Here is a 14,087-nt window from a genome sequence, read left to right on the forward strand (position 1 = left end):
CTAGACGATTTGTTTTGATAACATCAGCCTACCATGCAAGGTACAACTATTGTTCAAAAAAAAATTAACGTCGTGTTTTGGCCAATTAACGTCGTATGATAAGACGAATGCAAAAATAACTTGGCCTATTTTCAAGAAAATTGGAGCTTTTGATATGGTCATTCTTCCGAGTCATATATACTTTTTTATGAATTTACCAATCTTTATTTTTGGGATTGGTTTTCTTTCATATATCTTCTTTTGCCGTATCCGTCCGCTTCACGTGGCCTTATGGTCAATGACTGGAACGACACTCTCACTGTTCTTACTAACTTATGGAGAAATTGGCTTCTGCTTAATATATGCGTGGTATATATCCAAAACGAACCAACGTTCCGACAAATTCTGGGTTTTTATCTTCATGGAAGTTAATCTCATCATCATCACGATTCAAACCTGTGTCATAAGAATTTTTGCGGCGGCAGGTACGCAAAACCTGGCTTTAATTAGTGTGGTTATTACACTTATCCTCACTACAGCTTTAGCAGCGATTGTGATCTGGCTACTAGTAAAAAAGCAAAAGCAGCTTGAACAGTTGCGAACGCTTATTAGAGAGCAAAACCATCTCCAGAAATCAGTTATTCTCTATACAGGTGCCACATGCGTTTCGTTGTACTGCTTTGAGGCGATATCTAATTTAGTCAACATCGGCATCATGTTGGACTTGCTTATTCTTGGTATCTTTACGCTGTCAGTCATCATCAACCTATATTCACTTTTCTTGATTTTGAAGTCGTTTAGTTACTATGTTGAACTCACCTGGATCAAGCGAGCCGAGGCTTCTCAGCGGGCGTATTACACCACCCTGAGCCAACAACAAAAAAACACGAACAAACTTCTACACGACTACAAAAATCTGTTAGCATCGCTTCAACTGTCTCTGCAGCAATCCTCTTCAACCATCTCGCCGGATACCCAAGCCATCCTTTCTCGAGCCCAGGCATCGCTAAATCAGGCAGAACTAGGCAAAAGTTCATTCACATCAATTAAAAGTGATCCTTTAAAAAGCTTGCTTTATTTAAAATGGGCTGAATCAATGAACCACAATGTCATCATGAATGTCCAAACTAAAGGAATCATTCATCCTCTAGAAAGTGCCCTTGGTTTTGCCATTATCAGAGCGCTTGGCATCTTGATCGACAATGCGCTAGAGGAAACCGTCAGAATTAAACATCATCGCTTCGACGTCACGTTAATTGCCTTAAAGCAAGGTCTAGAAGTCAGCGTCATGAACGATGTCGGTCCTGACTTCAATCTGGCAGATCTTGAAAAGAAGAACTTTACGACTAAGGGCGACGGACATGGCAATGGCCTGTCCATCATCAATGAGCTCATGCAACAAAACAAAAATATTCTTATCAGAAAATCGGTTATTAGCCAACAGCTGAAAATCACTTTATTCATAGGAGATTCATTATATGATCACTAACCGTACGACCTTGAAAATCTTCATCTTGGAAGACGACGATACCTTCCTGAGGTTCATTGAAAAAACGCTCAGCAATTACATTATGATTGAAGAATTACATGCGGAAATTAAAATTGCTACACAATCTGCTACAGATCTGTTAAACGCCATTGATCTACAGCAAATTAATGACAGCTTCTTTCTGCTGGACATTGATATTCCCGGATCCTCTATCAATGGCATTGATATTGCCAACATTGTCCGGAAGCATTCCCTATATGCAGACATCATGTTCATTACCAGCCACACCGAACAAGCACTGGCCATTCTGTCCCAAAAGATTCTGCCTTTAGACTTAGTGGATAAAAGCGTGCCTGCAGAAGTTGAAACGCGGCTGCGTATCAATCTTGTTCAAGGGATAAAGCGATTACGGTCACGTCAACTCGAATCCCCACGGCTATTCAGCTACCAGATTGGAGCCAATCTCTTTTCACTTCCGCTAGACGACGTGCTGTATATTCAAACCGTGCTTGGCACACCTAGCACGCTCGAATTGCACGCTAAACATGAAACAACCACTTTCCCAGGGAACTTAAAAGAAGTTGCAAGTCGATATCCAACCTTATTTCGATGCCATCGAAGTTTCCTACTTAACCCCCTTCACGTTCATAAATTGAACGCTTCTGGTCGGTTCGTTTACATGGACAATCAGGATAAGCTTGACGTCAGCATTCGTAAAGTTTCAGCTTTACGTAGACTCATGGCAGCGGCTAATCGTTCACATGCTGAGGCTAACAATCTGGCGGATGACGCTTAAAAAAACGCCCGTCACCCTCGCGGCAAGTGCAAAAAAGGCCCAGAAATTCTTCCATTTTCGAAGGAATTTCTGGGCCTTTAGAAAGCTTGTCGACTGAGCTGACTTTTCGCCGATTCTCGGGCTATTGGTCGCTGATTCAAAGAACAGCTGAAAAAGCATATTAAGGAATACAACAGCCACTCATTCACTTGCGATCCAATCATAGTTGCCTAATTGTTTGTACTCAAAGACAGCATCCCAAAGTGTTTTTTCTGACTCACTGAAAGAAATACTGTCAGACAATTTGATAACCGGTGCGGTGTTAAAGAAGTATTGGAGCTTGTTGTGGAATGCAAGACCATCGCACGTTTTCAACACTTCTAATTCTCGGTCAACAAACAGTGCTGTTTCAGAGTTTTTATGACACATACTCAACTTAATGGCTAGCTTCTCCATTGCAACAATTATCTCATCTTTAGATGGCATTCTTCTGCTCCTACTCGCAGTTGCGTGATTCTGCTGCCTTTATAAACACACTTTTAAATATGGTCATTTCTTGTTGTTTCGTTGTCGATCATACGCTCTTGTCATTGTGAACAGTTTTCTTAAAAAATCGTACGAATTGGATAGAATTGCAATGAGGATAATCGCATGCACCTGCCAACTCGCATCATTAGACATGATCCACAGTAGTGTGAACAAACAAATCTGGACTATCCACATAAAAAGCGGCTGTCTAAGTCGCTTATGATCAAATACAGCCATTTTTCGCATACATATAAGTGAATTCACCTTCGATTTCGCCAATAACTGCTCGTGCAACAGTGCCCACAAACCTAAAGAGAGACCGAGAGATTCACCGGAAGGGAAAACCTAACAGCTACTGCTTCTGCAGTGGTAGAGCTACGTTTTCCTAAACGGCTACACCCTGTCTCCCTGAAAAGCACATTTATCATGACTTTGTTATGGCCTCTCCCAGCCTTGTTTAAACCCATCAATCAGCTGGTCAGCATGATTAAATGCATCTGTCGCCAGAATACCTAGAATCGTTGCTACCGGAATCGCGAACGGTAAAAAGCCACCTGTAATCTGGCAAAGTTCGAAATCTTTTAAGTTGGTCATGACGCTCATCCTTTCTTTTGACTGATCCTATGGCAAGTTTTCTTTTCGTTTGAGCTCGTTAAGGACATCGATGCTAAGGCTCATTGCAGGTGCCACAAAACCACCTTGAGCCCAGCTTCGTGCAATTGCTCCCAGTCCCATGCCGATGTAAGTCCAAAAATTATCAGTACCGCCACCACTGATCCGTTCCAGGCGGCTATCATCCAACGTCACGAATTGTTGCATGGCGTTTCCTCCATTTCTTCGACTTGTTCACAGCCGATATATTTAAACTTTTAGGGTGCTAGCTTCCCTAAACACAATATACGATAGGCTTGAGTTCATCTGATTAATTAATTTTAAACGTCGGTATTTTTGAACTTTTCGTAGTGAATTTAACCAAAGACGACAAAATTCAACGAAAAAAGCCGATTTTGCGACGTTTATTTTTTGGCTGGATCATCTTTAGTCGCCGCCAGAGCATTAAAAGCGGTGATTAATTCGACAAGCAGGTAACGCCTTGCTGGAATTAATCGCCGCTTTCAACGAACATGCTGTTGGTATAATGCGCCGTAGCACAACAGAACCATCAGGGATTAGACACTATCGACAGCCAGGTTTGCCATGGCAATAACGAGTCACTTAACTTTTTCAGGTAGGCAACTCCTATAAGTGCCTAAAAGTTAAGGAAAAATACGACTGTGTTGACAACTATGTGGGCAACAATCGATGCACTGACATCTGCCTTACCGCGATTACAGAAACTGAAAATCAACGCCATTAAAAAATACAGGATGATGAGTGGAGAAAGATATCCATGTAGCAAGGAAAAGCCAAGTGACGAAATGATGAGTCCTACCCCTGATCCGTTAAAGATTCTTTTGTTCAAAATGCCTCTAAACAAAACTTCTTCCCAAACCGGTCCACAAACACATGCGTATAGCGGAATAAACGGTACCATGTTGGGACTCAATTGCGAACCTTGGATATTTGGAAAAAGTTCAGCAAAGATCACCTCTAGGATTAAGACGAGTACACCGCCAAGCAAACCGATGAATATTTTCGAGGGAGAAGGCCTTAAATAAGACGCTGCAGCGATATACTTATATGAAACGAACATATAAAAGAAAGTGACCACACACCAAATAACCAAAAAGATCTGATTATTCGGACGAATAAGTTCAATAAACCATAGCGCTACTTGCGGCAAAACTAGCCCAAACCATATTGAAAATCTTAAATTGCGTACTCCACCATGAGAATCTATCCTTGGGTTCAACGACGCTTCCCCTTCCATAAAAAAGGCGCTCACATGTCGGCAGCCGGCATTGCGAACGCTTTTGTGGCTAAATGCATTCAAATTAGCTCTTCATTTTTCATCTTTATATTTTCTTTTTTCTCGGCTTTAAAAATACCGTGATATAAAAATGAAGTCCAAGTAGGATGAATCCAGCAATCAAGCCAAAAGTTCCTAGGTATTTGAAAAGATAAAACGGCACAATAAACATCGGAACCGCTAGTATTCGCGGAATTCCAACAGAAATGAATCTTCGCATCGAGAACAGTGCGAATGCAAAAAGCGACAGTCCGATCAGGAGCGATAACGGAGCATATAATACACCAATAGTATTGGCAACTAGCGCACAGACAAAATAAAGCAAAAATTCTGTCACAGTGACTTGTAGGAAGGCACGCTTGCCGATCGGTAATCGCAAGTTCGCAAACGACCACATGCAACGCCAGTTTTTTAAATACCCGTTTAAGATTTCCATAAAAAAATTCCCCAATCTAGCGTTTTTCCAACAAAATATTACCGGTCCGTGATTGAACTTGGCAATTCGACCGCTAACTCTCCTGCAAAATTGGATGAACAATTGGCAACCCGTATCTTTTCCCTGGCACATGGATTGGTTCTATTAAGGTCTTATTCCATAGTAGATCGTCAAATTTCATGAACGCATTGCCACCCAGAACCTTCTCAAGTGTACTTTGTGTTAACACATAAAATTGTTCACTGTTCATTTTAGTCATTTTAAATCACCTTCCTCAAAATTAGAGATATTGCAGACTAAAGGGCGTTTTAAGGTAATAGCCTTAGTTCGTGTCTCTTAGCCGACCAGATTGTCACTTTCTATCCACTGCTATCTGCAGCGTTAAATGTCATCGCTCGACCATCATTCGCATACGGCTCATCTTTTTAATCTATTAATCAGATTCGTCCCAGCTATAAGGATGAACAGAACGAGTAGAAGCCAATAGTAGCGATCGATTAATGAAACCCGCGGCAATATTTTTAAATCACTTAGTATTAACCACATAGTCGCGGCTAAAAACACGGTCCAACCTAGAACGATGCTGGCTGTTCTTATCTTCATAGGCATTCTCCGTTATTTACGGTTAGCAATGTCCTTGCCCATGGTGTACCCCAGCGCAAAAATTGCAACAATTAAGGCTGGCCCAATCCCTCCAACGACAGTTTTCATGTCTTTGTCTGTGAGGTCTTGAAATTTATCACTGACACCTAAAGCGTTTAAATTACTGTTTTTCATTAAAGTTCCGCCTCCTAATGTTTATTAATTAGGTACCCTGTTCCGATTCCTGCTGCAAGGGCACCGGCACCCCATGCCATTCCTTTAGTAATAGCAACCCCCGCAATAACAATTGGAAACAGGCCACCCCTAACATTTGCCAAATCATCTTTTGAAAGATCATTAAACCGATTTAATGCTAAATCCTTTATATCCATAAAAACCTCCAAGTTTAAATCCATCCACGACAACAACGTCTTTTAAAATCAAACCAATAGGTGCTAGCTACCTTACACACAATATACATGCTGAAGAGTATTTTTAGGTTTTTAAATTTTAAACGTTCAAAATTGCCGTTTTTTCGTTACTTTCTTTTCAAAAAATGCAAAAAAAAGACGAAAAAAGTGACTTTCACGGCGTTTATTTTGTGACCATGCTATACGCCTAAAATTTTTAGAATAAATCCATCTTCGACTGACACCGACTTTGCCTAATCTGCTGAACTAACACAACTCAAAACACAAATCAAAATCCTATTTCTGATTCAAAAATTTATAAAGATGCGCATTCACAACTTTATTCCGCTGATGCAACTGACTATGCTGCGCTCGATGCCTGATTTCATGTTCCGTGTATTCTTTGACCCGATCAGCTACAAGGTACCTTAGTGACTTGGCCGAGCCAATTGGTACTCGGCCATCGGAGCCGTCACCAAGATTGCCAAAGAGATTGAGCACCTTGACTGTTTTGGGGAAAAGCTGGCGGTTGCGGTAAAAATCGGCATACTGCTTCGACATCTTTTGAAGCTGCCCCTTCGAATTTTTGGTAACTGTCTTACCGCTATTGGCTCCCATTCCCGGAATGGCATTAAACGGGCCACCAACGGCCGCAAATTTTTTCAAACTTGGCATACCCGTCTTATTCGCTTGCGTCGCCCAGTATGTCCATCCCAGCGAACCAGCAGAATGGCCAACCGCGTTAAAATACCTGACACCATAACGAGTCTTCAGTTGTTTGAGAATTTTGCCGAGTGCCGAGGCATCTTCTGGATTGCCGCTTTCAAAAACAACCGCAATTAACGGATGCTTCACGTTTGGCCGCCATTTTCCCTTAACCGCCAACCTGCCATCCCTCTTAATCAGGTAATAAAGCACTTCCTGAAAGCCGGCATACTGACTAAGCCCGTCAATCATCCCCTTTTCCGAGGCATAGCTGCCGCCAAAACCATGGACAAATAAAGTCGGCACTTGATTGGTCTTACCTGTTTGACCTTGTGCAACTGAAGATTGGCGATTTGATTGAAGTCCAAACCAACCAGCCGTCATCATGAAAAAAATCAGTGCGATTTTAGCGAAAAACTTCATGGTCTTACTCCTTGTCTACTTAGGCAATGGGGTTAACTACTTGGACTACCATTGTATCATGCAACGTTTTTTCTTTTAATTATTTTGCCTCGTCCGCTGATAAGGCACCATCTTTCCTGAAACTCGGCTTCTAAGCGGTTCATCAGATTCCGTCTAAACAGTCTTCATTGAAAAGTAGATTCACCATCCTCAATTTCTAAATTTGCCATAAGATCGAAAAAGCCACTTCATCCAAACCCAACATGTACGGGGGGTTTGAATAAAGTGGCTATTTGTAACGATTTGTTTCGACTAATCGCGGTCTGAGCCCTTAGCCAGATCAGCGAGGCTGGTATTTTTTAACACCTTCAGCATCGCTTCTTCGGCTTGGTTCAATACCTTTGAGCTAGCATCAAGCCAGCGCTCAACCCTTGTTCCATTGACAAAAGCACTTGGATCCACTGCTTCATGAATTTTAAATAGCGGTGTTCTGCCTTCAATGGCGATCAAGATATCGTAAATGGTAATCGCGTCAGCAGGTTTGGCCAATCGCAGTCCACCATTGAGACCGGTTTTGGAGCTCAAGATGCCATTCTTTTTAAGTGTTGCCGATATTTTCTTAATGCTGGGCACCGGGATATTCAACATTTCGGAAATCTTTTGGATCGATAAATATTCGTCACGCTGATCTTGTGACTTCGCATTGACATAGGCAGCAATGTCGAGCGCTTGCGAAAATGCAACGGAAAAGGCCATCGAATATACCCTCCAATTAATCGATTAAGTATATTCCATTATACCAATTATCTGATCAAGCGCTGCGCTTTTCTGCGGGAATGATCAAAGTCAGCACGAGGACAATGCCGACAAGGGTCATCCCGACGCCGATTAACATGGCCTGACCAAAAACATCGGCGATATTCGTCAGCCTTCCAGTCGTTGCCGCAAAAACAGCCAATCCCAAAGCACCGCCGAATTGACGCGCTGTGTTGTAGACGCCTGATGCGGCACCTGATATCTGCGGCCGAATTCTAGCTAAGCCTGAGGTGGCTAATGTCGCGAAAGCCAGCGCAAACCCAACAGCAAATCCCAGTGTTCCGAGCAACAGTAACCAATAATTGGCAAAGCGTGAGACAACTACGAGTTCTGCCAGAGAAAGTGAAACAACCACGAATCCGAAAAGCATGACACTCGAATTATGCCAGCGATCAACGAATGTTCGGGCCCTAACTGCCACAATGAACAGTAAGATTGCCATTGGCACCATACCCAGCGCTGTCATGAACGGTGTCAGTCCAAGCGCTTTTTGCATAAACTGCGGCGTATAGAACCAAAAGCCGATCGCCGCGGCACTAAATAACAGTGAGCTGACGTAAGATGCCATCCGTTCCTTATCCGCAAAAATCTCCAATGGCATTGTCGGATGAGCAACGCGTCCTTGACTGATAATAAATGCGCCCCATAACACCAATGAAATCAACAATGTCACTACTGGCCAAGGACTGCCATCAAGACCATATGAAATCGAGGTCATCGCCAAAACTGATAAAATTGTGCCAATCCAGTCAATCTTCCCACTTTGGCACTTAGCACTAGGTAAATACCGCGCTGCAACAATCACCATCAGCAACGCAATCGGTCCGTTAATGTAAAAACCGACCCGCCATGAAGCAAAAGTGGCAAAAAAAACCACCGATCACCAAACCGACTGCTGCGCCAGCGCCAATAACAGACGCATAATAGCCAATTGCCCGCTGGCGTGCTTTTCCTTGAAAGGTATCGGTCAAGAGCGCGAGACAATTCGGAGCAAGTACTGCGGCACCAATCCCTTGAATCGCGCGAAAACCGATCATGATCGGCGCATTGGTTGCCGCTCCGACAACAAGACTACCAATGCCAAAAATGATTAAGCTTGCAATAAAAAGCGGCTTACGTCCATAAATATCGCCTAATTTCCCGCCTACAAGCATGAACCCCGCATAAGTCAAGGCATATGCAACCTGCACCCATGACAAGGCATTGGCATTCAACTGTAATTGTGCCGCCATCTTAACCGTTCCTGTATAAACAATCGAGGTATCAAGTACCCCAAGAAAAGCACCGATCAGCGCGAGTCCTAAAATGATACGCTCTGTGATCGACATGGCGTTAGTTTTGATCGGCTTGGATTCAGTCAAGTCCGTATCTTCAAGTGATTCATCAGCTACCAGCCTATCTGCAGCCGCAACCTCTTTGTCTTCTGTTTTATTCATATGCGATTCTCCCTTCCTTGGTTCAATTAGTATATTCCGTATATACTAATATTGCAAATTTTTTTGTATGAAAATAGCCGCGGACTACTCCACGGCCAGTTGCAGCAATGATTTATTTGGGTAAGGTTGTCATTTTCAACGATTCCCCAGTCAGTTTACCCCGGATCTCACACCAGTATTAATGACCACCCCAAACAATCGGCATGGCACCTAATCCCGCTGCCAGCGCCTGTTTTCGATAACGGGCGGCGTCAGCCTCGCTTATGGCGACATCTTTCTTAATGAAGTTGAAAATGTCCACCAGCTCTTTTGGCATCGTATGATGAATGAGATAATACTTTGAAATATCGTGGGACAATTGGGTCACCGCAGTCACATAAGCTTTGTCATCATCGCCTTCATCAAGTTTCTTGGCATTGATTTTGATTAGCGCCTGTAAATCTGCCTGTGCTTTGATCGTTGGACTCGAATAAGCCTTGCTTAACAAGTCTAATAAGGTTTCACGTTTGTCTGGCATCTTGCACTTCCTCACGAAAATCGGCTTGCGTAATTTCACTCTTCTGAAATCTTGTCTACTTTCCAAGTACCCATAGGATGCTCCGGGAAGTTAATGATTGCAAGCCCAACCTCAGCGCTCTTAAGCAGGCACGAGATATTAACTTTTTTAACGCAGTAAAACCTCCTTTTTTCGTCGTCACTTGACATTTTAAAGACCTCACACGACGAAAATTGCCAAATTACCTACGTTAAACTTTTTTGATTCCTGAAGTCATGCTGTCATCGTATACTGGGTGTAAAGAAGTCTGGAGGAACTTTCAAATGATCATAACCGCAGATATGGTACTAAGAGTGATTACATGGATCAGCGCCATTTCCTTGGTGCTGTATATCGTTGCTGCCGCGTTCAAATGGCTGCCTTCATCTGATTTTGTCGTCCCGATGCTATTGTTATCAGCCCTGATTTCATATTTTGCCTCATCAATCGATGAAGAATGAAAAGATCAACGCATAGCTTTTTGCCGCGTAAGAATTGATGTACGGTTGCAAATTTCCATTTTGCTAAGGGATTCCAACGAGCCAAAAAGTCCGACAAGATTTTGACACTCAGTCAAATTTTGTCGGACTTTTTAACGAGCCACGTAAAATTAAAATACTTCAGTTGCGTGCCCTTAACACGCTAGCTGATGTTTACGGCAAATCATTGCCTGCCGCAAAGTAAATGTTGTACCACTCTTGCCGCGTCAGCGTGATGTCCGCGCCAGCTGCACTTTCCTTAATATGCTCAGGATTCATGGAGCCGAGGATAACCTGGACACCAACCGGATGGCGTAAGAGCCAGGCAACGGCGATGGCATTTTTATTGGTGTGGTAGTGGTCGGCGACTTTTTGCAGTTCATCGTTCAGATCCTTGAACTTCGGGCTGTCGATGAAGGTGCCTTCAAACATTCCGTATTGGAACGGTGACCATGCCTGTAATGTCATCTGTTTGCGCTGGAGATAAGGCAACAGACTGCCATCATGGTCGATGGACCGATCGTCTTCCATGTTCGTGTGCATGCCTGCGTTGACCATGCCAGTATGAGCGACCGAGAATTGCACTTGGTCGATTAACAGATGCTGGTGAATGCCACTTTGTAGTAAGGCAATTTGCTCGGGATTAAAGTTTGAAACGCCGAAGTGACGAACTTTGCCGCTTTGCTGCAACTCGTCAAATGCCGCCGCCACATCGTCCACTTCCATTAATGGATCCGGCCGGTGCAATAACACTGAATCGAGATAGTCGATTTGCAGGCGCTCCAAGATCTTATCAACTGCGCCCAGCAAGTGTTCCTTTGAAAAGTCATAGCGCCGTCCAAAAACAAGACTGCCGTGTGAACGATCTGGGTCAACCACGATACCGATCTTCGACTGAATATAGAGTTGATCGCGGTTAACACCGGATTGCTTCAAGGCTTCACCGAAAACTTCTTCCGACTTGCCTTGACCATAAATATCCGCGGAATCAATAAAGTTAATGCCGTCATTATACGCACTGTCTAAAACGATCGCAGCTTTTTCCGGCGAAAGTACATTCATGCGCATGATGCCCAGTGCCACGCTTGAAGCCTGCCAGTTAGAACCGCCTAATCGCACTTGTTTCATGTCTTAAAAACCCCTTTCAATGCAAACTTAACCATCGTGATATCATCTATCACAACCGTAACCGCCTCTAGTTTAGCCCCTAAAGTCCACTTGAGGTCAAGCCATTATTAGAATTTCAATATAACGACTTGTCATCATCTTTTTCGCGCGGTAATTTAAATATATAGTCACTTATTTTTTATCAGCAAAAGTCCCTTATTAGGAGGTCAATTTTCATGACTGTTAAAGATAAAGTCGTTGTTATTACCGGTGCATCCAGCGGCATTGGTGCCGCGACCACGCAAGTATTGGCGCAAGCCGGTGCCAAATTGGTGATTGGGGCACGGCGCACGGAGCGGCTCGCCGAATTGGCTAAGCCTTTTGGCGATCAGGTTCGTTATCAAGCAACCGATGTCACCGATCAGCAACAAGTTAAAGCCTTAGTTGATTTGGCCATTAACACCTTCGGCCACGTTGATGTGCTGTATAACAACGCCGGCCTCATGCCGCTGTCGGAACTTTCTGAGTTGAAGGTCAACGAATGGGAGCGGATGATCGACGTCAACATCAAAGGCGTCCTTTACGGGATCGCCGCCGTCTTGCCACATATGATCGCTCAGCATAGCGGGCAGATTATTACGACTGATTCGGTTGCCGGCCACATCGTTCATCCCGGCACCGCAGTTTATTCCGGAACCAAGTGGGCCATTCAGGCAATTATGGATGGCTTGCGGCAAGAACAGGCTGCCAACCATATCAAAACGACGATGATCTCCCCAGGTGCTGTTAACACCGAGCTGTTCAGCACCATCAGTGATCCTAAACGGCGCGAAGCAGTTGAGTCCGATGAAAAGAATAACGGCCTCAGTGCAACCGATGTCGCCAATGCCGTCTTGTATGCCATCGATCAACCAGCCAACGTTGCCGTTAATGAGGTTCTGATGCGCCCAGTTACCCAACAGCGGTAAACCGTACCCTTGTCTTTTGCAAAAGGAGTTTCACATGTCAGAGTATTCTTTTTTGAAACCATTCACTTTTAAACATCAAGCAATTCAGTTGAAAAATCGGATTGTGATCCCACCGATGACCACGCGTCTGTCGTTTGAAGATGGCACGGTCACCAGTGATGAAATTCGCTACTACCAAGAACGTGCTGGCGGTGTGGGGCTTTTTATTACCGGAACCGCCAACGTTAATCCGCTGGGTAAAGGCTTTGAAGGCGAATTAAGTGTTGCGGACGATCGGTTCATTCCCGGTCTCAGTAAACTGGCCGCTGCCATGAAAACCGGTGGCACCAAGGCGGTTCCGCAGATTTTCAGTGCCGGCCGCATGAGCAGCAGCAAGATTTTGCGCGGCGAGCAACCGGTCAGCGCCAGTGCCGTCGCCGCCCCACGTCCCGGTTATGAAACGCCGCGCGCACTCACGACTGCCGAGATCGAAGCAACGATTCATGATTTTGGTCAGGCGGTGCGGCGCGCGATTCTCGCCGGATTTGATGGCGTGGAATTGCATGGTGCCAACACGTATCTGATTCAGCAATTCTTTTCCCCGCACTCTAACCGCCGAACCGATGAATGGGGCGGCAATCGGGACAAGCGGATGCGCTTCCCGTTGGCTGTTGTTCATGAAGCCGAAAAAGTGATTGCGGCAACCGCTGATCGGCCATTTTTGCTGGGCTACCGGATTTCACCCGAGGAATTGGAAGAGCCGGGCATTACGTTGGATGATACGCTCGCCCTTATTGACGCCTTGAAAACCACCAAGATTGATTATCTGCATGTTTCACAATCCGATGTCTGGCGAACTTCGCTGCGTCAGCCGAATTACCCCGCAATTGTGAACGAAGTCATTCGGGATCACGTTGCCGGCGCCTTCCCGATCATCGTGGTCGGCGATGTCAAAACCCCTGCTGATGCCGAAAAAGCTGCGCAAGCATTTGACCTTGTCGCTATCGGCCACGAGCTGATCCGCGAGCCACACTGGGTCCAAAAGGTACTGGCCCACGACGAAAAAGCGATCCGTTACCAGATCGCCCCTGAAGATCTCGATGAGTTAGGGATTGCCCCGACTTTCCTTGACTTCATCGAAAGTATTTCCGGCGGCGCCAAGGGTGTTCCTTTGACCACCGCACTAGCTGACGACCACTAAGCCGTTGCAATTTAAAATTTAAGTTCATCATGCGAGTCGAGCCGTAATAGCTCGGCTTTTTTCTTGTTGTATTCGTCTTGCGTAATCGCCCCAGTGTCGAGCAGGTCCTTATACGCTTTCAGCTTAGCGATCGTTGCCTGCTCATCTGCTTGTTCCTGGGCCGTTTTGGCTGCCTGGGCTGCCGCTTCCTGCTGCTTGCGGTGGTAGTACAAGTAAAGCGCAACGCCCAAGACGACAACGGCTAAAACAATGTACCAAAATTGAATCAGAATGGCGATGACAACCAGAATGGCAAAAAGACCGGCGCAACCCATTTTTTGATTTTTCATATTGTCCTCCATATGTGCCGCT

At 44.6% G+C, this 14,087-nt stretch carries 17 protein-coding genes and 1 pseudogene; 5 read left to right on the forward strand and 13 right to left on the reverse strand.

All coding sequences use genetic code 11. The features are described 5' to 3' along the window. The first annotated feature begins 154 nt into the window (after positions 1 to 154). Positions 155 to 1,468 (forward strand): GHKL domain-containing protein, encoded by a 1,314-nt coding sequence (locus LACPH_RS11105; RefSeq protein ID WP_306386953.1) that lies wholly within the window; start codon positions 155 to 157, stop codon positions 1,466 to 1,468. Next, positions 1,458 to 2,264 carry a response regulator transcription factor gene (locus tag LACPH_RS11110; RefSeq protein ID WP_306386954.1) on the forward strand — a complete coding sequence of 269 codons (807 nt, stop codon included), beginning with the start codon at positions 1,458 to 1,460 and terminating at the stop codon, positions 2,262 to 2,264. The genes LACPH_RS11105 and LACPH_RS11110 overlap by 11 nt, the downstream gene beginning before the upstream one ends. 180 nt (positions 2,265 to 2,444) lie before the next feature. On the opposite strand, the gene LACPH_RS11115 is transcribed toward LACPH_RS11110, so the two are convergent. From LACPH_RS11115 to LACPH_RS11165, 11 genes and pseudogenes are all read right to left on the reverse strand, one after another. Continuing rightward, a complete protein-coding gene (locus LACPH_RS11115) occupies positions 2,445 to 2,729 on the reverse strand; it encodes a hypothetical protein (RefSeq protein ID WP_306386955.1) in 285 nt (94 codons plus the stop codon). A 477-nt stretch (positions 2,730 to 3,206) separates the two neighbouring features. Further along, complete coding sequence (locus tag LACPH_RS11120) at positions 3,207 to 3,365, reverse strand: bacteriocin leader domain-containing protein (RefSeq protein ID WP_306386956.1); 159 nt, start codon at positions 3,363 to 3,365, stop codon at positions 3,207 to 3,209. 27 nt (positions 3,366 to 3,392) lie between these two features. After that, on the reverse strand, positions 3,393 to 3,590 hold the full coding sequence (locus tag LACPH_RS11125) for a hypothetical protein (RefSeq protein ID WP_010492355.1): 198 nt from the start codon (positions 3,588 to 3,590) through the stop codon (positions 3,393 to 3,395). Positions 3,591 to 4,020: 430 nt separating this feature from the next. After that, positions 4,021 to 4,704, reverse strand: coding sequence for a CPBP family intramembrane glutamic endopeptidase (locus LACPH_RS11130; protein WP_306386957.1), 684 nt, complete (start codon positions 4,702 to 4,704; stop codon positions 4,021 to 4,023). A gap of 22 nt (positions 4,705 to 4,726) precedes the next feature. Next, positions 4,727 to 5,116 carry a hypothetical protein gene (locus LACPH_RS11135; protein WP_306386958.1) on the reverse strand — a complete coding sequence of 130 codons (390 nt, stop codon included), beginning with the start codon at positions 5,114 to 5,116 and terminating at the stop codon, positions 4,727 to 4,729. 615 nt (positions 5,117 to 5,731) lie between these two features. Further along, on the reverse strand, positions 5,732 to 5,893 hold the full coding sequence (locus LACPH_RS11140) for a hypothetical protein (protein WP_306386959.1): 162 nt from the start codon (positions 5,891 to 5,893) through the stop codon (positions 5,732 to 5,734). A gap of 14 nt (positions 5,894 to 5,907) precedes the next feature. After that, positions 5,908 to 6,090 (reverse strand): class IIb bacteriocin, lactobin A/cerein 7B family, encoded by a 183-nt coding sequence (locus LACPH_RS11145; RefSeq protein ID WP_306386960.1) that lies wholly within the window; start codon positions 6,088 to 6,090, stop codon positions 5,908 to 5,910. A 315-nt stretch (positions 6,091 to 6,405) separates the two neighbouring features. After that, on the reverse strand, positions 6,406 to 7,236 hold the full coding sequence (locus LACPH_RS11150) for an alpha/beta hydrolase (protein ID WP_306386961.1): 831 nt from the start codon (positions 7,234 to 7,236) through the stop codon (positions 6,406 to 6,408). Positions 7,237 to 7,527: 291 nt separating this feature from the next. Beyond that, the gene (locus LACPH_RS11155; protein WP_306386962.1) at positions 7,528 to 7,971 is read right to left on the reverse strand and encodes an RrF2 family transcriptional regulator; all 444 of its coding nucleotides are present in this window, start codon (positions 7,969 to 7,971) and stop codon (positions 7,528 to 7,530) included. A gap of 55 nt (positions 7,972 to 8,026) precedes the next feature. Next, positions 8,027 to 9,359: pseudogene (locus LACPH_RS11160) on the reverse strand (MFS transporter). 286 nt (positions 9,360 to 9,645) lie between these two features. Continuing rightward, positions 9,646 to 9,984 carry a bacteriocin immunity family protein gene (locus LACPH_RS11165; RefSeq protein ID WP_087912758.1) on the reverse strand — a complete coding sequence of 113 codons (339 nt, stop codon included), beginning with the start codon at positions 9,982 to 9,984 and terminating at the stop codon, positions 9,646 to 9,648. Between the two features lie 302 nt (positions 9,985 to 10,286). On the opposite strand from LACPH_RS11165, the gene LACPH_RS11170 reads away from it, so the two are divergent. Beyond that, positions 10,287 to 10,463, forward strand: coding sequence for a hypothetical protein (locus tag LACPH_RS11170; RefSeq protein ID WP_306386963.1), 177 nt, complete (start codon positions 10,287 to 10,289; stop codon positions 10,461 to 10,463). A 192-nt stretch (positions 10,464 to 10,655) separates the two neighbouring features. On the opposite strand, the gene LACPH_RS11175 is transcribed toward LACPH_RS11170, so the two are convergent. Then, a complete protein-coding gene (locus tag LACPH_RS11175; RefSeq protein WP_010492394.1) occupies positions 10,656 to 11,609 on the reverse strand; it encodes an aldo/keto reductase in 954 nt (317 codons plus the stop codon). 215 nt (positions 11,610 to 11,824) lie between these two features. Here LACPH_RS11175 and LACPH_RS11180 point away from each other — a divergent pair, with 215 nt between their 5' ends. Together LACPH_RS11180 and LACPH_RS11185 are read left to right on the forward strand one after the other, a co-directional pair. Beyond that, on the forward strand, positions 11,825 to 12,556 hold the full coding sequence (locus LACPH_RS11180) for an SDR family oxidoreductase (protein ID WP_047105472.1): 732 nt from the start codon (positions 11,825 to 11,827) through the stop codon (positions 12,554 to 12,556). Between the two features lie 34 nt (positions 12,557 to 12,590). After that, positions 12,591 to 13,736, forward strand: a complete 1,146-nt coding sequence (locus LACPH_RS11185) for an NADH-dependent flavin oxidoreductase (protein WP_306386964.1) — start codon at positions 12,591 to 12,593, stop codon at positions 13,734 to 13,736. A gap of 11 nt (positions 13,737 to 13,747) precedes the next feature. Here the strand turns inward: LACPH_RS11185 and LACPH_RS11190 are convergent, their stop codons facing one another. Then, positions 13,748 to 14,065, reverse strand: a complete 318-nt coding sequence (locus LACPH_RS11190; protein ID WP_306386965.1) for an SHOCT domain-containing protein — start codon at positions 14,063 to 14,065, stop codon at positions 13,748 to 13,750. Positions 14,066 to 14,087 lie beyond the last annotated feature (22 nt).

Origin of the sequence: Lacticaseibacillus parahuelsenbergensis, assembly GCF_030770265.1 — a bacterium.
Taxonomy (GTDB): domain Bacteria; phylum Bacillota; class Bacilli; order Lactobacillales; family Lactobacillaceae; genus Lacticaseibacillus; species Lacticaseibacillus casei.